The 17,312-nt window shown below is 48.8% G+C and carries 18 protein-coding genes; 6 read left to right on the forward strand and 12 right to left on the reverse strand.

Features of this window, described 5'->3' with window-relative positions:
• Positions 1 to 72 precede the first annotated feature (72 nt).
• Positions 73 to 768, forward strand: a complete 696-nt coding sequence (locus tag MTCT_RS00815) for a CDGSH iron-sulfur domain-containing protein (protein ID WP_231855309.1) — start codon at positions 73 to 75, stop codon at positions 766 to 768.
• Positions 769 to 812: 44 nt separating this feature from the next.
• Here the strand turns inward: MTCT_RS00815 and MTCT_RS00820 are convergent, their stop codons facing one another.
• The 7 genes from MTCT_RS00820 to hypE all read right to left on the reverse strand — a co-directional run bounded on the left by MTCT_RS00820 (position 813) and on the right by hypE (position 6,220).
• On the reverse strand, positions 813 to 1,286 hold the full coding sequence (locus tag MTCT_RS00820; protein WP_173402623.1) for a hypothetical protein: 474 nt from the start codon (positions 1,284 to 1,286) through the stop codon (positions 813 to 815).
• Between the two features lie 9 nt (positions 1,287 to 1,295).
• Positions 1,296 to 1,919 carry an energy-coupling factor ABC transporter permease gene (locus MTCT_RS00825; RefSeq protein ID WP_048175066.1) on the reverse strand — a complete coding sequence of 208 codons (624 nt, stop codon included), beginning with the start codon at positions 1,917 to 1,919 and terminating at the stop codon, positions 1,296 to 1,298.
• A gap of 50 nt (positions 1,920 to 1,969) precedes the next feature.
• Positions 1,970 to 2,401: a hypothetical protein gene (locus MTCT_RS00830; RefSeq protein WP_048175069.1), complete on the reverse strand. Its 432-nt coding sequence runs from the start codon at positions 2,399 to 2,401 to the stop codon at positions 1,970 to 1,972.
• Between the two features lie 226 nt (positions 2,402 to 2,627).
• A complete protein-coding gene (locus MTCT_RS00835) occupies positions 2,628 to 3,905 on the reverse strand; it encodes a DEAD/DEAH box helicase (RefSeq protein WP_052457267.1) in 1,278 nt (425 codons plus the stop codon).
• Between the two features lie 213 nt (positions 3,906 to 4,118).
• Positions 4,119 to 4,733: a 5-formyltetrahydrofolate cyclo-ligase gene (locus MTCT_RS00840; protein WP_231855310.1), complete on the reverse strand. Its 615-nt coding sequence runs from the start codon at positions 4,731 to 4,733 to the stop codon at positions 4,119 to 4,121.
• Positions 4,734 to 4,766: 33 nt separating this feature from the next.
• Positions 4,767 to 5,189, reverse strand: coding sequence for an RDD family protein (locus MTCT_RS00845; RefSeq protein ID WP_048175074.1), 423 nt, complete (start codon positions 5,187 to 5,189; stop codon positions 4,767 to 4,769).
• Between the two features lie 20 nt (positions 5,190 to 5,209).
• Positions 5,210 to 6,220 (reverse strand): hydrogenase expression/formation protein HypE, encoded by a 1,011-nt coding sequence (gene hypE, locus MTCT_RS00850; protein ID WP_013295474.1) that lies wholly within the window; start codon positions 6,218 to 6,220, stop codon positions 5,210 to 5,212.
• A gap of 283 nt (positions 6,221 to 6,503) precedes the next feature.
• Here hypE and MTCT_RS00855 point away from each other — a divergent pair, with 283 nt between their 5' ends.
• The 5 genes from MTCT_RS00855 (at position 6,504) to MTCT_RS00875 (ending at position 10,889) form a co-directional block, all read left to right on the forward strand.
• Complete coding sequence (locus MTCT_RS00855) at positions 6,504 to 6,887, forward strand: 30S ribosomal protein S8e (protein ID WP_013295475.1); 384 nt, start codon at positions 6,504 to 6,506, stop codon at positions 6,885 to 6,887.
• Between the two features lie 42 nt (positions 6,888 to 6,929).
• Positions 6,930 to 7,595, forward strand: a complete 666-nt coding sequence (gene polB2 / locus MTCT_RS00860; RefSeq protein ID WP_048175077.1) for a DNA polymerase PolB subunit 2 — start codon at positions 6,930 to 6,932, stop codon at positions 7,593 to 7,595.
• Between the two features lie 178 nt (positions 7,596 to 7,773).
• Entirely contained in the window at positions 7,774 to 8,454 is a 681-nt protein-coding gene (locus MTCT_RS00865) for a TIGR02253 family HAD-type hydrolase (RefSeq protein ID WP_013295477.1), read from the forward strand.
• Between the two features lie 60 nt (positions 8,455 to 8,514).
• Complete coding sequence (locus MTCT_RS00870; protein ID WP_048175080.1) at positions 8,515 to 10,077, forward strand: YifB family Mg chelatase-like AAA ATPase; 1,563 nt, start codon at positions 8,515 to 8,517, stop codon at positions 10,075 to 10,077.
• A 5-nt stretch (positions 10,078 to 10,082) separates the two neighbouring features.
• Entirely contained in the window at positions 10,083 to 10,889 is an 807-nt protein-coding gene (locus MTCT_RS00875) for a hypothetical protein (RefSeq protein WP_048175083.1), read from the forward strand.
• 14 nt (positions 10,890 to 10,903) lie between these two features.
• Here MTCT_RS00875 and xth read toward each other — a convergent pair whose 3' ends face one another.
• The 5 genes from xth to acs form a co-directional block, all read right to left on the reverse strand.
• On the reverse strand, positions 10,904 to 11,677 hold the full coding sequence (gene xth / locus MTCT_RS00880) for an exodeoxyribonuclease III (RefSeq protein WP_048175086.1): 774 nt from the start codon (positions 11,675 to 11,677) through the stop codon (positions 10,904 to 10,906).
• Between the two features lie 46 nt (positions 11,678 to 11,723).
• Positions 11,724 to 13,634, reverse strand: a complete 1,911-nt coding sequence (gene feoB / locus MTCT_RS00885; protein ID WP_048175089.1) for a ferrous iron transport protein B — start codon at positions 13,632 to 13,634, stop codon at positions 11,724 to 11,726.
• A 39-nt stretch (positions 13,635 to 13,673) separates the two neighbouring features.
• Positions 13,674 to 14,390, reverse strand: a complete 717-nt coding sequence (locus MTCT_RS00890) for a metal-dependent transcriptional regulator (RefSeq protein WP_173402624.1) — start codon at positions 14,388 to 14,390, stop codon at positions 13,674 to 13,676.
• Positions 14,391 to 14,623: 233 nt separating this feature from the next.
• On the reverse strand, positions 14,624 to 15,217 hold the full coding sequence (locus tag MTCT_RS00895) for an acetate uptake transporter (protein ID WP_048175093.1): 594 nt from the start codon (positions 15,215 to 15,217) through the stop codon (positions 14,624 to 14,626).
• A gap of 81 nt (positions 15,218 to 15,298) precedes the next feature.
• Entirely contained in the window at positions 15,299 to 17,203 is a 1,905-nt protein-coding gene (acs, locus tag MTCT_RS00900; RefSeq protein ID WP_048175097.1) for an acetate--CoA ligase, read from the reverse strand.
• Positions 17,204 to 17,312 lie beyond the last annotated feature (109 nt).

The following is a 17,312-nucleotide window of genomic DNA, read 5'->3' on the forward strand; positions in this document are numbered from 1 at the left end:
ACAGGGATCTGCTTCATCATATTTGCCTTGCTATGTATGATGGGGATACCTGCTCTCTTGTGGGTGTTAAAGATGAGGATAAGGGTTCTTAAGGACGGACCATACCTTGTGGAGGGCTCGGTACCACTCTATGAGGAGGTAATTGTAACCGATGAGGATGGACACACAAGGGAATTTGTTGAGAGAAGGGAGTTCCCGCTGAAGGAGAGGTACCTCCTCTGCCGCTGTGGCGCATCAAAGAACAAACCCTACTGTGATGGAACACACACCGAGGTGGGCTTTGATGGTACCGAAACAGCATCAAGGAAGCCCTACATTGAAAGGGCGACCGTGTTCAGGGCGGGGGACCTTGAACTCACCGATGTTCCTGAACTGTGCGACCACTCAAGGTTCTGCCTAAGGGCGGGGGGTATAAGGGAACTCCTCAGGAAAGGTGACGCTGAGAGCATACAGATCGCCATTGAGGAGGCGATGATCTGCCCATCAGGGAGGCTCGTCCTGTGGGACAGGAGGACCGGGAAACCCTATGAAAGGGACTATGAAAAATCAATAGTGGTTATCCATGATAAACAGAAGAAGTGTGAGGGGCCACTCTGGGTCAGGGGAGGTATAAAAATAGAATCAGCCGATGGAAGGGAGTATGAGACCAGAAACAGGGTCACCCTCTGTCGGTGCGGTTTATCTGAGAACAAACCATTCTGTGATGGTAGCCACTGGATGAGTGCAGAGGAGAAACTTGAATTTAAGAGGAAGTGGGGTATTGAGTAGTTTTTTTGTAGAGAAAAAAAGGAAGTTTGAAACCGAGGAAATTTCTACTCCATTTTCCTTTTCATCCACAGGGCCCCTATCAAAAGGCCAACTATGACCCCTATCAGTGCCCCTGAAAGGAAGGGCGTCATAAAGCCGCCGCCCATCTTTTCTGTATTCACTGAGTTGAGTTCAAGTAGTTTCTCCCTGATTGACGCCTCATCGGCACTGCAGTACGTCACCCTGGTTGCAAGTTCTGGATGCCTCTGGAGGAAGGCCCTCACAGTGTCCTGGTAGGCAACCGCAAGTATCTTCTTGTTGGGGTTTCCAAGGGCGTGTTCCAGTTCATGCTCCACATCCGATGGGCTCTGGAAACGGTACACGGTGACGTTGACCCCGGTCTCATCGGCCACTGACCGCGCAAGTTTTCCTGTGGAGTTATCTGCTATTACAATGAATGACTCTGGGGTTATCTCCATTCCATGGGCTGAGACACCGCCGATAAGAAGAAAAATTAATATGAATGCGAACTTTTTCACATGAACCACCTAGACCTTTTCCATTTCAATGAGCTCAGGTTTCATCCTCTCAAGGAATGAGAATATGAACATGCTTGCAGCACCCTCCACGACACCCACGAATATGTAGAAGGGTATGAGTGTTGACATGAGCATTTCAGGACCTGCAACACCCGCTGCCAGGAGTATCATGATGTGGAACGCGGTTGCAATCATTATGCCCAGGAAGGTGGCTGAGAATACAGCAAGGCCCCTGTCAAGTTCACTTAGAACCCTGTAGACCCCATAGGTTCCGATTCCAAGGCCGATACCCATTGTCAGTATATTGGCCCCCATGCTGGTTATCCCCCCCATTCCAAGCATGAAGAACTGGACGAGGAGGCAGAGAACAGCAACCATAACCGCTGTGAGGGGGCCGAGTATTATGGCTGCAAGGGGTATCAGGAAGAAATGCACCGGGACACCGAAGGGTGATGGCACAGATATGGAGGATGCAACCGCAGCGGCCGCTGCAAAAAGTCCTGTTCCAGCTATCCTTTTTTCCTTTCCGGGTTTCTTTGAGAATATGTAGAAGAATATGCCAATGTTCACGAGTGCAACAGCCCAGTAGACTGCTGACTGCCACAGTGGTATGATTCCATCGGGTATATGCACTGTTGAACCTCCGTTAAGTGTTATCGAGTATATTCACTTATTTTGGATATTCAGTTGCGTGGGAACCTGAATGCGGTTAAACCAAAAACCAGGCACAGTCCTGCAAGTGCAGGTATGAATCCGTAATCTGGTTTATTCACATTAACATCTGATGTTTCTGTGGTATTCTCCCTTTCATCTGTAACGTTCTCTTCAGGCAGGGCACTGCTTTCAGCACCGGACTTTTCTGATGAATCTGATGAGTCCAATTTACTTTCATGGGTGGTTTTATGGCCACCTGATGTGCTTGCTTTGCTGCTGCTCTGACCTGAAGGCTTATTGGAAGTGCTGGATGAATCTGATGTGGTGGATGAATCTGATTTACTGTCACCTGAATCCGATGGCTCCTCAATGTAGTAACCATGGCCCGGGTGGGCCCATGCATGATGCGAGAGACCTGCAATCAGTGCAACAGTTGCTAAAATGATAAGGAACCTTCTCATTATATCACCACAGATTAGTTAAAACATCTTCAATATATAAAATCTTTTATTACTGAGAATACTTATAAGAATCTGAAAGTAATACCGAAATGGGGATGTGGTCTCAGAACTCCCATTGATGAGGAGATCTATGATCAAAGGTTAAATGCTCTATGTGATCTAGAAAATTAAAGGAATACAGGGCTGATAGATCAGCCTCTATCCATAAAATAAAAATAAGCCTCTTCTACTTTGAGGACTCCAGAACATCCAGAAGGGCATGCGAGATATCCCTGAAACTGTAACCCTCACTCACAAGGTTTCCCAGGAGCTCGGAGTCACCGTAACTCTTGGATTTAAGGTTTCTACGGAGCACCTCCACAAGGTCCTCCTCGTAACCCCTCCTTATCTCCTGTGGGGATGGCATGTTGCTCTTCTTTATCCTTTTACCTGTGAATGACTGGATTCGCCTTAACCTGTGGACCTCCCTTCCAACAACCAGTGTGAAGGATTTTCCACTTGAACCGGCACGCCCGGTACGCCCTATCCTGTGAACATAGTACTCGTTCTCGAATGGGAGATCATAGTTGACAACGACCTCCACATCGGGTACATGTATACCCCGTGCAGCAACATCAGTTGCAATGAGGAGGTTGAACCTTCCCTTCCTGAAGCGTTCCATGACACGTTCACGCTTTGACTGTGATAGGTCCCCGTGAATTTCATCCACAGAGTAACCCATACGGCTAAGCTGCTTTCTGAGCCTCTGAACCCTCCTTTTGGTGTTGCAGAATATGAGGCCCATTCTGATGTCATTGGATGTCAGTATCCAGTCAAGGAGCTCAACCTTGTCCTCCTCCCTGGTTTTGAAATAGAATTCATCTATCCTGGGGCTGTGCTTTTTCTCTACACGGAGAATCTGGGGGCTCCTCATATACCTCTCTGCGATCCTTAGCACCGGCTTTGAGATGGTTGCAGAGAACAGCAGGGTCTGTCTCCTTTCAGGTACGTGGGATAGTATCCTCTCTATGTCCTCTATGAAGCCCATGTTGAGCATCTCATCTGCCTCATCAAGCACGACCGTGGATACACTTCCAAGGTCCACGGTACCCCTCTCGATATGGTCTATGAGCCTTCCTGGTGTTGCGACTATAACATGGACACCCCTCCTGAGCTCGGCTATCTGACCTCCAATACCCTGGCCACCATAGACCGCAAGCACCCTCACATTAAGGTACTTACCTATCCTCCTTATCTCATCGGTGACCTGCAGACAGAGTTCACGGGTCGGGCAGATCACAAGTGCCTGGGGGACCCTCTCTGGTTCAAGGTTCTCAAGCAGGGGTATGGCAAAGGCTGCGGTTTTCCCGGTCCCGGTCTGGGCCTCGCCAACAACGTCCATACCATCAAGTGTAACAGGTAATGTAAGTGCCTGGATTGGGGTTGTACCCTCAAATCCCATATCATCAAGGGCCCTGTTAATCTCCCCTGAGATATCAAATTCACTGAATTTCAATTCTTTCATTTTTATCTTTTCCTCAATTCTTAAAAATCGATTATTCAATTATCAGCTGCCAGCCGGCAGATCTGAAACATGATAGCCCCAAAATTTCTGCCAGGCACATGATAATTAAAAATCAGCACATATCCATGTTGAACTCCACACTATTTAAAGTAATGGTTTTGGTGTGAATTAATTTTCAGGATTTAGTTCATTCCAAGAACCTGTAATCTGGTTTCAGATGACTCGCGGGATTTTTTCATCGAGAAATAGTCTTATCACACGCATGGGTGTCACTATCATGTTTATCCTTTCATCGTGGTCCTCAACAGGGACACTTTCAATTATCTGCAGCTCATGCACCGTTGTGGCGATGGGGGTATCCTCGCCTATGGCCCCCTGATCCCTGAGTTCAGATATCTCCCTGTCGCCGTATCCTCCCCCCTTACCGAGGCGGTTTCCCTCCAGGTCAACGGCCACGGATCCCTCAACAACAAGGTCAACCTCAGGGAATCTGCTGATGAATGAACCATACCTGTAGGCCCCCCTTATGGTTGATGCGGCTTTGGCATCTGGAACATCCCCTGAGATTAAAAGGTAACCATCCTTTATCTTCGGTGTGGGTATTACAAGGTCCTTTCCATCATCAAGGGCCAGTTTTCGTACTGGGCGCTGGGCAGAATCAGGGGATGAGAATACAACATCTGCTCTTTCCCATTCTATGGTCCTTGAGAGCCTCTCTGCGGCTGCAACTGACCCCTGAAAATCTGGTATGCGGCCATGGGGACGGCTGCTTACACCCCTATCCTTCAGGAGTTTCCAGATCCTCTCTCTGATTAGGTTCTTATCCATCATCATTTTTCTCTGCAGACAGATTCAAATGGATCATAGATCCTGTTCAGCATCGTCGTCCACATTCTTCGCTGCACTGACAACCCGTGTACCTGCAATTGCGTCGAGGATCCTCAGACGATTCCTGAGGCGTCCCAGGATAACGTCCAGGATGAGGGGGAACCAGAGTATCCTTGAAAGGTTCCTTATGACAACCTGCTGCCACCTGAGTTCACCATCCTCTGATATTACAGCGAGACCCATCATCCTCTTACCCACTGTTCCGCCATGGTACTCAAAGTAGCTGAAATACAGAAGGGTTATGATGCCAAGGAGGGGGAGCCAGTACCTGTAGATTGAGAAAAGGTTCAGGAGAAGTGCTAATGGATAAACAAGGACTGTTAAGAGGTACATAACCCCTGTAACCACAAGGAAATCAACTAAAAATGCATAGAGCCTCTTCTTCTTAAGTTCCATAACACCCCTCCTGTATCAGATCAGCATACCCTTGGAACAGGATCAGCAACAGGGGCCTCAAGTATCCTCCTGCCTCCAAGGCTTGTTTCAAGGATCACATGACTGTCCTGATTCGCTTCACCTATTATCCTCGCGTTTTCACCGTATGGTGCCTTCCTCACGGCTCTGAGGACATCCTCAGCGTATTCAGGGTCGACACCCATGATGACCTTGCCCTCATTGGCAACCTCATAGGGGTCGATGCCCAGCATCTCAGAGACAGCCCTCACCTCCTCCCTCACAGGGATCATGTCCTCATCAACAACCATCCCGACCCCTGATTTATCTGCGAGTTCGTTGAGGGCATTTGCTATACCGCCCCTTGTGGGGTCCTTCATTGCGGTAACACCACCAACCTCAAGGGCCGCCTCAACCATACCCCATACCGGGGCAACATCCGATTCAAGGTCGGTGTCGAATCCAAAACCCTCACGGAAGGCCATGAGTGCCATACCATGGTCCCCCACGCTGCCTGTGAGTATGATCTTATCACCGGGCCTCAGTCCTGAGTCCCTTATTATCTCACCACGTTTCACAACACCTATACCCGTGGTTGTTATGACCATCCTGTCCAGTTTACCCCTCTCCATGACCTTGGTGTCCCCTGTTACGATTGACACCCCGGTCTCCCTGGAGACAGCGTCCATTGACTGCACGATCCTCTCAAGATCCTCGCCAGGGAACCCCTCGCTGAGGATCATTGCACTTGCAATTGCAAGGGGCCTTGCACCCATAACAGATATGTCGTTGACTGTACCTGCGACCGATATCTTACCTATGTCACCGCCGGGGAAGAAGAGGGGGTCGACTGTGTGGCCATCGGTACTCATAACTATCTCATAGTCGCCGAGGGGTATGCTTGCACCGTCGTCAAGGTCCTCGAGGCCAACTCCGCCGTTAACCCTCGTGTTATGGATATTGGATAGTATTATGTTTGATATGAGGTCCTGCATCACTTCTCCGCCTGCACCATGGGACATGCCGATCTTCATAGATTCACCTGTACAATCTCTTGCTTATAGGGTATCTTGCTGATGGTATAAAACCTTTCATTGGTGTAATCACATATTGATTAGGGCAGAGGTTTCCATCAGGACAATATTTTATTTAAAGGAGTTAGGATAGATGGATTCAGTGATCCATAGCATACCCTGGAAGCACAATCTTTTTAAATGGGGGATCCTATACTATAGATAAATTTATCTATACCGAGTCACTGAGTTTCTTAAACTCAGCATTACTGATTCTGATAGAGACTTAGATTGAGGTGAAATAATGGCAATCTGGCAAGGTAAATCAATGAAGAAACCAAGCGGTGGAAGAGCCAAGATGAACCGCGGAAAGAGGAAATACGAACTTGGAAGGGAACCCGCCGAGACAAAGATCGGTGACAGGCGTGTCAGGATGATAAGGACACGTGGGGGCAACACCAAGGTCAGGCTCGCTGCAGATACCAAGATAAACGTTGTTGACCCTGAAACAGGTAAGGTTGAGGTTGCAGAGATAAGGAATGTTGTTGAGAACACAGCAAACCCCCACTTTGTGAGGAGGAACATCATAACAAAGGGCGCTGTTGTTGAAACCAGCCTTGGAAACGTGAGGGTCACATCCAGGCCCGGGCAGGACGGCGTAATAAACGGCGTACTTATAAAGGAATAGATTTCCCACCAGAGCCCCTCAACCGGACCCATGGGGTGTCATATGTCAGATAACCTTGAGGCCGAGATACTATCCCAGGTGAAAAGGTTCCTCGAATACATCAACAGCAACCTGCCTGAGGGCATGGAGCTGGAATTTGAGGGCTTTTACAGGAGGGGCTTCTTCGTAACAAAAAAGAGATACGCCCTAATAGAGGATGACACGATTGTTGCAAAGGGTCTTGAACTTGTGAGGCGTGACTGGGCACCGATAGCTAAAAAGACCCAGCAAAAAGTTTTAATGGCCATTCTAAGAGACGGATCCCCTGAGAAGGCTAGAAAGATAATAAGGGATGTTGTACGGCGCATAAGGGGCGGCGAAGTGGAACTGGATGACCTTGCAATCCACACCCAGATAACAAGGGACCTCTCTGAGTACAAACAGATAGGCCCACATGTCATCGCCGCAAAACGATCCCTTGAGAAGGGGCGGCGCATTGAGCGGGGATCCATAGTCAGGTACATCATAGTTAAGGGAAGGGGCCCCATAAGTCAGAGGGCCTTCCCACTTGAGGATGCTGAGGGCCTGGAGTACGACCCGGACTATTACATTGAAAACCAGGTCATGGCCGCGGTATCAAGAATAATGTCATCCCTTGGCTACTCCACAGAGGATATAAATTCTCTCTCATGTGGCGAAAGGCAGAGCAGCCTCGATGCCTTTTTCTAGAAAACAGGAACTTTATTTTTTCATCTGAGATTTCTATTGCATGTTCTGGACCTCCGCTCAGAGTTATAGGCAGAATAGTTTTACATATTATTTTACATCATAATATTATCCGCAGAGAAACCAACACTGTTATAATTGATTAACTATAGAGTTTCATTACAGAGAGTAAGGTGGGAAGATGCTGAAGGCGGTTTTCTTTGATATTGATGACACCCTCTATGACACATCAGGATTTGCCAAACTTGCAAGAAAGGCTGCCCTGAATGTAATGATAGATGCGGGTTTACCCCTGACACAGGATGAGGCATACAAACTTCTGAGGGAGATAATCGCTGAGAAGGGCTCCAACTATGATAAGCACTTCAATGTGCTCACAAAGACGGTTTTCGGTGAGGAAAAACCCCTTCTCATTGCCCTTGGAATGATAACATACCACAACGTCAAATTCGCACTTCTCCGGCCATTCCCCAATACAACATCAACGCTCATACACCTCAAGAGCAGGGGATACAGGCTGGGGGTCATATCAAACGGTATAACAATAAAGCAGTGGGAGAAGCTGATAAGGCTCGGGATACACCACTTCTTCGATGAGGTCGTCACCTCAGATGAGGTTGGCTTTGAGAAACCAAACATAAGGATCTTTGAGGAGGCCCTCAGAAGGATGGGCTGCAAACCTGAAAGGTCCATCATGGTGGGGAACAAGTTCAATGAGGACATACTGGGGGCAACCAACGCGGGAATGTCAGCCATACTCGTCAACTCGGAGCTTACAGATGAAGAACGGGATCTCATTGAAAAGAGGGGCCTTGATGTTACGGTCATCGATGACATCAGCGAACTTAAGGAGATTCTCTAGTTAGGATCTCCACATTTATTTGGGGGGATGGACATGATTTCATGGATAGGGGGATGAGTGATGAACTGTGATGACTACTACCACGACGAAAACATGGTAGAACTCTTTGAGGAGCTGAAACAGCCAAAGACACTTGAGGAACTGGGTTTATCCTACTTCTTTGTGAGGGACCTTGTCCTGAAGATTCTTTTAACATACGGAACGGTTAAAACCCAGCGAATAACTGATATTACCGGCATACACCTGGATATAATTGAGGATGTCCTTGGCCAGATGGAGAAGGATGGTTTCTGCGCCCAGGTGGGCGGAAGCTTCCTCTTCTCCAGTGTTGAGTATACACTGACAAAGAGGGGGGTTGAAAAGGCCCGCCTTGTAATGGAGGAAAACCCTTATATTGGAATGGCCCCTGTGCCCTATGAGAGATACTTTGAGCTGATGGCTAAACAGCTCAGGAACCGTTTCCCAATAAAGATACCCCCAGAGGTTATTGAAAGGGCCTTCAGGGATGTTGTCGGCCTATCATATGCAAAGGAATGTCTTGTTGAGTCATGCACCATCGGGAAGGGGCTTTTTGTTTATGGCGCTCCGGGAACAGGTAAAACCTTCATCATAAGCAAGGCATCGGACCTTCTACCCCCCGTTGTGATTCCCCGCTTTATAGAGTTCAGCGGGAGGGTTATACAGATATATGACCCTGACTTCCACAAGCCCTGTCCCGAAGAACCGGATGACCCCCGCTGGATAAAGATACACGCCCCATTCGTTTTCACAGGTTCTGAACTGAGCCTCAATGAACTTGAGACCACCTACAATATGAATAAGGGTGTGTATGAGACATCCCCCCTGATAAAGGCCAACGGGGGAGTGCTGCTCATTGACGACCTTGGGAGGCAGAGGGATGACCATGAGGTGATCCTCAACCGCCTCATAGTGCCCCTTGAGAACAAGAAGGACGTCATATACATAAGGGGGGTCCCGGTTATATTCCACACCCACTTCATCCCTGCATTCTCAACCAACCTTGATGTGAGCATAATGGACGAGGCACACCTCAGGAGGGCACCTCTACACATATTCCTCAGAAACCCCCCTGTTGAGAATGTTGCGGAGGTATTCAGGCGCAACCTTGATGCCACAGGTGAGGATTACGATGAAGAGGTTGTGGAAAGAATTAAGATGGTGTACACTCCAGTTGCCGATGGCGGCGAGGGCCTGCAGCCAAGCTATGCGCATGCCCGTGACCTTGCACAGATTGCCCAGGCAGTGAGGATAAACATGGAAAAGGATAGGATCGACCTTGAGGTCATTGAAAGGGCCCTTGATAAGCATGTCCTCATAGCACTCCAGAGGATGGATATCGACATCAGTCAGGTGCATCACAGTGTAAGGACATTCCGTGTTGTGACCCCTGAACCTGAGAGTGCCGAGAGGGTGCTTAAACTCTACGGCGCCCTCACGGTTGCAATGGAGGATGGGGGTGTTCTAGTGGACTTTGAGGACTCAATAAGTCCATCTCAGCTTCTGGCCCATCTGCAGGGTGAGGGTGTTTCTGTGGGAAGGGTTGAGGTGGTGGCTGAAACCAACCGTGAAATTAAAAAGACCATACTTGAATACAGTGGATGATATTTATGGAGCCACTCCTCGTTGATGTGCTGGTCGCTGCACTTGTATCCCTTGGTGTCTGGACGGTACTTGAGCTCCTACCCTCATTGTTTCCCAGGGACGTGGGAAGGCTTGCAGCACGCATCAGGCCACTCCCATCCACTGCAGTTGAGATATCCCAGTACCTCAACCTCCTCAGAAGTGGAAGGCCATGGCAGGTCTTCATGGCCCTTGAGGTTATAGGGGATCTCTTCAGGATTAAAATCCGGGAACTTGAGTCCCTGAAGTATGAGGAATGGAAGAGGGAGGTTGAATCCCAGAAGGAAAGGATGGAGAGGAGGGGGCTCAGTGACGATGAAATACTCCACCTTGAGGCTGGAAGGGAGATGATCCAGAACTCCAATAACCGGAATCTTAAATCAGGAGGGGGTCTTTATTCCAGCCCAGAAGAGGAGGAGTTCATAAGGATCAGAAATCATAAAAAGAATTTGTTACCTGATTTGAGGGATAAGTATTCTGATTTCAGGATATGGGCGCTGAAGAACAGGGACATCCTCAGGTATGTCCAGGAGAGGGTCTTCAGAAGGGAGGAACTTGACCTTGAAAACCTGAGGGACCATAGCAGGGAGTGGGCCCTCGTGAATATATGGGGGATGGAGCCACCTGAGAGTTACTCTGAGGATGAGATCCTTGAGGATATTCTCCTGTATATTGAAATAAAGGATGATAACATTATCAGTAAATTCGCCCATGGTCTGAGCAGTCACAGCGACTCCCTGAGGTACCTCGATAAGGTTATATCGGCTGTTTCAGCCTGGAAAAGGGGAGGGTAGCACCTGAAGGATCATTAAACCTCTATCTCAAGTCCTATTGGGCAGTGGTCTGAGCCCATCACCTCTGAGAGTATCCATGACCTTTTAACGTTCTTTGCGAACTCCTCATTCACAAAGAAGTAGTCGAGCCTCCATCCCACGTTTCTCTCACGGGCCCTGGTCCTGTAACTCCACCATGTGTACTGGCCTGGCTCCTTGTTGAACATCCTGAATGTGTCAACGTACCCGTTTTCAATGAATTTGTCTATCCAGGCCCTTTCAACCGGTAGAAACCCTGATACGTTGCTGTTCTCCTTTGGCCTTGCCAGGTCTATCTCCCTGTGGGCTGTGTTGAAGTCACCGCATATCACCGTGTTTCTGCCAGCGTCCCTTTCCCTGTTGACGTCTTCAAGGAAGGCATCATAGAATTCAAGTTTGTACTTCAACCTCTCATCTGACATCTTCCCGTTGGGGAAGTATATGTTGTAGAGCAGAAAGTCATCAAAATCTGCAACCTGTATGCGACCCTCAATGTCGAATCTCTCCACACCAAAGCCCTCCCTGATGGATTTCGGGGTTATCCTTGTGTACATGGCGACTCCACTGTATCCCTTCCTTTCTGCCGGGGTGAAAAAACTTCTGTAACCCTCAACATGCCTTAGCCTTCTGGGAAGCTGTTCTGGACTTGCCTTGGTCTCCTGAAGACATAGGATATCCGGTTTCTCGTCCATGAACCAGTCAAGGAAGCCCTTACGGTATACGGCCCTCAGACCGTTAACGTTCCAGGATATTATCTTGATTTCTGCCATGGTACCACGGGATTATTTCTGTCCTCGGCACCTTAAGTACTGATCATTACATGATAAATGGCAGTATCCTTGCAAAGATTCCCCCCAGGAAGAGGGCGGTTCCAAGGTTTGCAAGGGTTATTATGGATGTGGATTTCCACCCGAATTCCCGTGCAAGTACTGCTATTGTTGAAAGGCAGGGGAAGTAGAGCATTCCCACGAGGGTGAGTACAAGGATCTGGGGTGCTGTAAGGGCTGCCCCAATATCTGTTCCAACCAGTGAGACAAGCCCCAGGAGGATGAACTCCTTCCTCACAGCCCCAAGGATCAGGAGTATCCCTGCAAATACCGGCAGGTGTAACCAGCCAGCTGTGAGTGGGGCCATGATATTGCTCACTGGATTCAGGAACCCGAGGGCGTAGAGGAGCTGTATGAGGGCGCTTCCGATTATGTAGATGGGGAATACAAGGTATATGAGGGACTTTGTCCTTGTCCAGGTCTGCCTTGCTATGACCCTGAAGGATGGCATTTTGAGGGAGTGCATCTCCATTATAAGGCCGGTTGTTTCACCGGGAAGTGCCTTCAATGCAAGTTTACCCATTATGAATATTATGAGGAGGTCCAGGGCGTATAACCCTATGGCCCACCATACACTGACAAAGAGGGCCACAAGCCCAAGTATCAGGATTGTCCTTGCGGCGCAGGGTGCAAAGGATATTGCAAAGGCTGCAAGGAGCCTCTCCCTGGGGGTTTCAAGTATCCTCGTACTGTCTATTGCCGGTACACTGCAACCGTATCCGAGTATGAGGGGTATGAGGGCTTTTCCATGGAGTCCTATCTTTCTCATGAAAGCGTCCATCATGAAGGCTACCCTGGTGAGAAGTCCCGAATTTTCGATGTAGGATAGCATGAGGTAGAAGGGTATGACGAATGGTATCACAAGGGTCAAACCCGCCACTATACCCCCAAAGGCGCCGTTCCATATTATGGATTCAATCGAACCTGAGAACTGGGGGTCAACTGGCTGGAAAAATCCGAATATATTGGTGAGCGTATCTGATAGGAATTCACCCACAACGAAGGTCCAGAGGAGGAGACCTCCAACAACAAGGACCGATGAGATGTAACCGTAGATGGGGTGTGTGAGGAAACTGTCAAGGCGCTCTGAGAGGGATGTTTTTATCTCTGATTGTTTCTGTGCCCCTGCTGCTATCATATTTGAGAGTGCGTATCTCTCAGAGGCCATAACAGAGAATGATGGCTCATTGTGTATCCTTTCAATCTGGGCTGCAAGTTCAGCTGCAAGTTTTTTCACATCGGATGGCATCATGGCGGTTATCTCAGGGTCGTTTTCAAGGAGCTTTATGGCAACCCATCTCTTTGAATAGCCCTCTGGAATTTCAGGGAGTGCTTCCATAAGTTTTCTTATGCGGCTTTCAACCTCCTCCCCGTATTCTATGACCTCTGGTTTTATCCTCTTATCAGCCACTTCAAGGGTTTTCCTGAGGAGCTTCTGGAGTCCCTGGCCCTTAACAGCCACCGTTGATACAACAGGGACACCCAGGGCACCCTCAAGTTTCTTCTCGTCTATCACTATTCCCTTCTGTCTGGCCATGTCCACCTGGTTGATGCAGATAACCATGGGGACCTCCATCTCCATGAGCTGGAGCGTGAAGAAGAGGTTCCTCTCAAGGACGGAGGCATCAAGCACGTTTATGACGACATCTGGCTTTTCGTTGACTATGAACTCCCTGGAGACTATCTCCTCCATGGAGTAGGTTGAAAATGAGTATATGCCTGGAAGGTCAATTATGTGGATGTCCCGGCCCTGAAATTTAAGGTAACCCTCTGCCCTTTCAACGGTTTTTCCTGGCCAGTTCCCGACTATCTGGTTTGACCCTGTCAGCTGGTTGAAGATCACGCTTTTACCCACATTGGCGTTTCCTGCAAGTGCAACGGTTATCTCAGATTTTTCCATCAGTAAACACGTCCCGGTTGAAATTAGGTTAACAGAAATTCAGTTTTCAGTATCTATGAATACATTGTCTGCTATATCCCTTCCAAGGGCCACCCTTGACCCCCGGATCTCCACCTCGATGGGTCCGCTGAGAGGGGCCCTTTTGATCATTCTTATGGGGGCTCCAAGGGTTATTCCCATGTCCATGAGCCTCCTTAAAACCCTGTAGTCCCCCCGTATGAATGAAACCCTCCCAGACTGTTTTTCATCCATCTCTGTGAGTGATTTGAGGTTACCCTCACGGCACCCTATTTCCTCAACATCGGTATCTTTCAGTTCAATGCATTCCCCGCATGTCTGGAATTTGAAGTCGCAGGCAGGGATCGGGTTTGCGTCGGGGCACTCACCCGGCATGTTGAGGAGCTGGCAGAGGGCCCTCTCTGCATCATCTGAGAGTGAATGTTCCATCTCACAGGCCTGTCTGTGTATCCTGTCCCTCCTGATTCCAAGTACATCGTGGAGGAACCTCTCCAGAAGGCGGTGCTTCCTTGTTATTCTCCGGGCTATCCTGTAACCCTTTTCTGTGAGTACCGCCCCACGGTAGGGGGAATATTTAACATATCCCTCAGAATCAAGTTTTTTAAGCATCTGGGTTACACTGGCAGGGGCTATTCCCATTTCCTTCGATATTTTCGTTGTGCTGGCATTTTTACTGGATTCTGATAGCCGGTAGATGGTTTCGAGGTACTCCTCTATATTTTCGCTGAGATGCTTCATTAGGTTCACCTAAATGCTTGCTGTTAATTTAGTTAAACCTAATTCAATATAAGGTTTTCTGAATGTTTGCAGTAAGAAGTCTTTCGCAGTTTATCATCAGGTGCTGGCGTGAAAATTAGAGTTTCTGATTGTGGCGTATCTGGAATGAATTTATGGGGGTTTTGTTTCTCTGGAGGTTCTGGTGTCACATTCTGACATAAAATAAAAGAAAATGGGGGTTGTTCCTTCCCTGATCATATGGGCAGGACATCCCTTCCATAGGTTTCATTTATAACCTCTGCAAGGCCAACGTACATTGCAGCGGCCCCTGTGAATATACCCTCATAACCTGCAATGGTCGTTATGATGGCGGAACCTGTGATTTCACCGGCTGTGAGCAGGAAGAAGAGCACAGCAAGGCTTATGAATATCACCTGTATGCCCCTCTTGAGTTTGAGGGTTGCAATGAACATCACCAGTGTAAACAGGCCCCACATGAAGAGGTATGATGCCATTGCAACCGGGTCGGCTGCTGCCGCTGCACTGCCGGCTGTTTCAATGAACTTCAGTTTGGGGATCACAAGCAGGAGTACCAGTGACCACCAGAAGAGTCCATATGAGCCGAATGCAACCGTACCAAATGTGTTGCCCTTCCTGTATTCCATCACACTTGCCAGTATCTGTGCTATACCCCCGTAGGCGAACCCCATCGCAAGTATCATGCTGTTTATGGGGAAAAGCCCTGCGTTGTGCAGGTTCAGAAGCACAGTGGTTATACCAAAGCCCAGAAGTCCAAGAGGAGCCGGGTTGGCAGTTTTATCTGATATAACCACTTCTTTTTCAGTCATTTTTTCTGCCTCCTTCTATTCTTCAAGGGTTGAGGTATCACCTCATCCTCCACGATCTCGAAGTCATCCATCTCTGTCCTTCTATTCTTCAAGGGTTGAGGTATCACCGAGGTCCTTTCCTTCCTCCCTGGCCCTCAGTATCCTCCTCATTATTTTCCCTGACCTTGTTTTGGGGAGCTTATCAACCTGCACCATTTCCCCGATAACAGCCACGGGTCCAAGTTCGTGGCGCAGGTGCCTTTTGAGTTCCTCTATGAGGGCTGCGTTTAACTTATGGCCCTTCTTGAGTATGAGGAATGCCTTTATGACCTCCCCCTTGATGGGGTCAGCCTTACCGATGACCGCCGCCTCGGCAACTGCAGGGTGGGCCACGAAGACTGATTCAACCTCTGCTGTACCTATCCTGTGCCCGGCTATGTTGAGGACGTCATCTGATCTTCCCTGTATCCAGAAGTAGCCGTCCTCGTCCTTCCTTGCCATGTCACCGGCGGTGTAGACTCCACCGGGGATCTGTTTCCAGTATACGTTGAGGTACCTCTCCTCGTCGTTGAAGAGTGTCCTGAACATTGCAGGCCATGGTTTCTTTATTACAAGGAATCCGCCCTTACCCAGTGGCACAGGGTTGCCCTTCTCGTCAACCACATCTGCCTCGATGCCAGGGAGGGGTTTGGTGACGGATCCTGGTTTGAGGGGTGTTACAGGCAGTGGCGCTATGAGGTGCATTCCTGTTTCTGTCTGCCACCAGGTATCGATTATCGGGCACTTTTCCCTTCCAATGTGTCTGTAGTACCACATCCATGCCTCGGGGTTTATTGGCTCACCAACGGTTCCAAGGATCTTGAGGGACTCCAGGTTGTAGCGTTTCGGGTGTTTTTCACCGAACCTCATGAGGTGCCTTATTGCTGTGGGGGCTGTGTAGAACTTTGTGACACCGTATTTTTCGACTATGCTCCACCAGACCCCGGGGTCCGGGTAGTCCGGGGCCCCCTCATAGAGCAGTGTCGTTGTTCCAAGAAGGAGGGGTCCGTATACGACGTAACTGTGCCCGGTTATCCACCCTATGTCTGCTGTGCACCACCAGAGGTCTCCGTTATGAATGTCAAAGGTCATCTCAAGGGTTGATGCGACCCCCACCATGTATCCTCCTGTTGTGTGCAGCACACCCTTTGGTTTCCCGGTACTTCCTGAAGTGTAGAGTATGAAGAGGGGATCCTCTGCATCCATCACCTCTGCCTCGCACCGGTCCTCCTCGCCCTCTATGAGCTTGTCGAACAGCATTTCGCGTCCGCTTATATCTGACATCTCTATGTCGATGTCTGTGTGTTTCACAACAAGGGTTGTCTCTATTGTGGGGCACTGGAGTATGGCCTCGTCAACGATTGGTTTGAGTTCTATCACCCCGCCCCTTCTGTAGGTTCCGTCTGCTGTTATTATGATCTTGGCCTTTGCATCGTTGAGGCGTTCCACAAGTGCTCCGACGCTCAGACCAGAATAGATGACGCTGTGCACGGCCCCTATCTTTGCACAGGCCAGCATTGAGATAACGAGTTCAGGGCACATGGGGAGGTACATTGCAACGGCGTCGCCCTTTTTGATTCCAAGGCTTTTCAGGGCATTGGCTGTTCTGTTGACCTCTCTGTGCAGTTCATAGTAGGTCAGCTTCTTTTCCTCTCCCCTTTCGTTCACGTAGAGAATGGCGACCTGGTTTCTCTTGTCTGTGTCCAGCCATCTGTCCACGGCGTTGTGGGTCATGTTGATCTTGCCGTTCACGAACCACTTGTAGAATGGTTTGTTGCTCTCGTCAAGTACCCTGTCCCATTTCCTGAACCATTCGAATCTTTTCGCCTTTTCGGCCCAGTATTTCTCATGGTCCTTTCCCTTTTCCAGCTCGGCCTCCCAGTTTTTTATATGGGCCTCCTCCACAATGGTGTAGTGTGGTTTGAAGACCCTTGTTTCCTCCAGGAGAACTGAGGTATCCTTTGACATTTTTCATACCGCCATTTTTTCTTGGGTGATAGTAGTAAGTTTTTCTGGACTTATATATTTTACTATTATTAATCATGATAAATAATAGTAATTTAATAATTTTTATTAA

Source organism: Methanothermobacter sp. CaT2 (genome assembly GCF_000828575.1).
Lineage (GTDB): Archaea > Methanobacteriota > Methanobacteria > Methanobacteriales > Methanothermobacteraceae > Methanothermobacter.

Excerpts from the sequence above, each read along its gene's own strand:
- MTCT_RS00835 (WP_052457267.1), bottom strand. The coding sequence starts at position 3,905 with ATGAAAGAATTGAAATTCAGTGAATTTGATATCTCAGGGGAGATTAAC.
- hypE (WP_013295474.1), bottom strand. The coding sequence starts at position 6,220 with ATGAAGATCGGCATGTCCCATGGTGCAGGCGGAGAAGTGATGCAGGAC.
- MTCT_RS00845 (WP_048175074.1), bottom strand. The coding sequence starts at position 5,189 with ATGGAACTTAAGAAGAAGAGGCTCTATGCATTTTTAGTTGATTTCCTT.
- MTCT_RS00865 (WP_013295477.1), top strand. The coding sequence starts at position 7,774 with ATGCTGAAGGCGGTTTTCTTTGATATTGATGACACCCTCTATGACACA.
- MTCT_RS00815 (WP_231855309.1), top strand. The coding sequence starts at position 73 with ATGAGGATAAGGGTTCTTAAGGACGGACCATACCTTGTGGAGGGCTCG.
- acs (WP_048175097.1), bottom strand. The coding sequence starts at position 17,203 with ATGTCAAAGGATACCTCAGTTCTCCTGGAGGAAACAAGGGTCTTCAAA.
- xth (WP_048175086.1), bottom strand. The coding sequence starts at position 11,677 with ATGGCAGAAATCAAGATAATATCCTGGAACGTTAACGGTCTGAGGGCC.
- MTCT_RS00870 (WP_048175080.1), top strand. The coding sequence starts at position 8,515 with ATGAACTGTGATGACTACTACCACGACGAAAACATGGTAGAACTCTTT.
- MTCT_RS00830 (WP_048175069.1), bottom strand. The coding sequence starts at position 2,401 with ATGAGAAGGTTCCTTATCATTTTAGCAACTGTTGCACTGATTGCAGGT.
- MTCT_RS00890 (WP_173402624.1), bottom strand. The coding sequence starts at position 14,390 with ATGAAGCATCTCAGCGAAAATATAGAGGAGTACCTCGAAACCATCTAC.
- MTCT_RS00875 (WP_048175083.1), top strand. The coding sequence starts at position 10,083 with ATGGAGCCACTCCTCGTTGATGTGCTGGTCGCTGCACTTGTATCCCTT.
- feoB (WP_048175089.1), bottom strand. The coding sequence starts at position 13,634 with ATGGAAAAATCTGAGATAACCGTTGCACTTGCAGGAAACGCCAATGTG.
- MTCT_RS00855 (WP_013295475.1), top strand. The coding sequence starts at position 6,504 with ATGGCAATCTGGCAAGGTAAATCAATGAAGAAACCAAGCGGTGGAAGA.
- MTCT_RS00840 (WP_231855310.1), bottom strand. The coding sequence starts at position 4,733 with ATGGATAAGAACCTAATCAGAGAGAGGATCTGGAAACTCCTGAAGGAT.
- MTCT_RS00895 (WP_048175093.1), bottom strand. The coding sequence starts at position 15,217 with ATGACTGAAAAAGAAGTGGTTATATCAGATAAAACTGCCAACCCGGCT.
- polB2 (WP_048175077.1), top strand. The coding sequence starts at position 6,930 with ATGTCAGATAACCTTGAGGCCGAGATACTATCCCAGGTGAAAAGGTTC.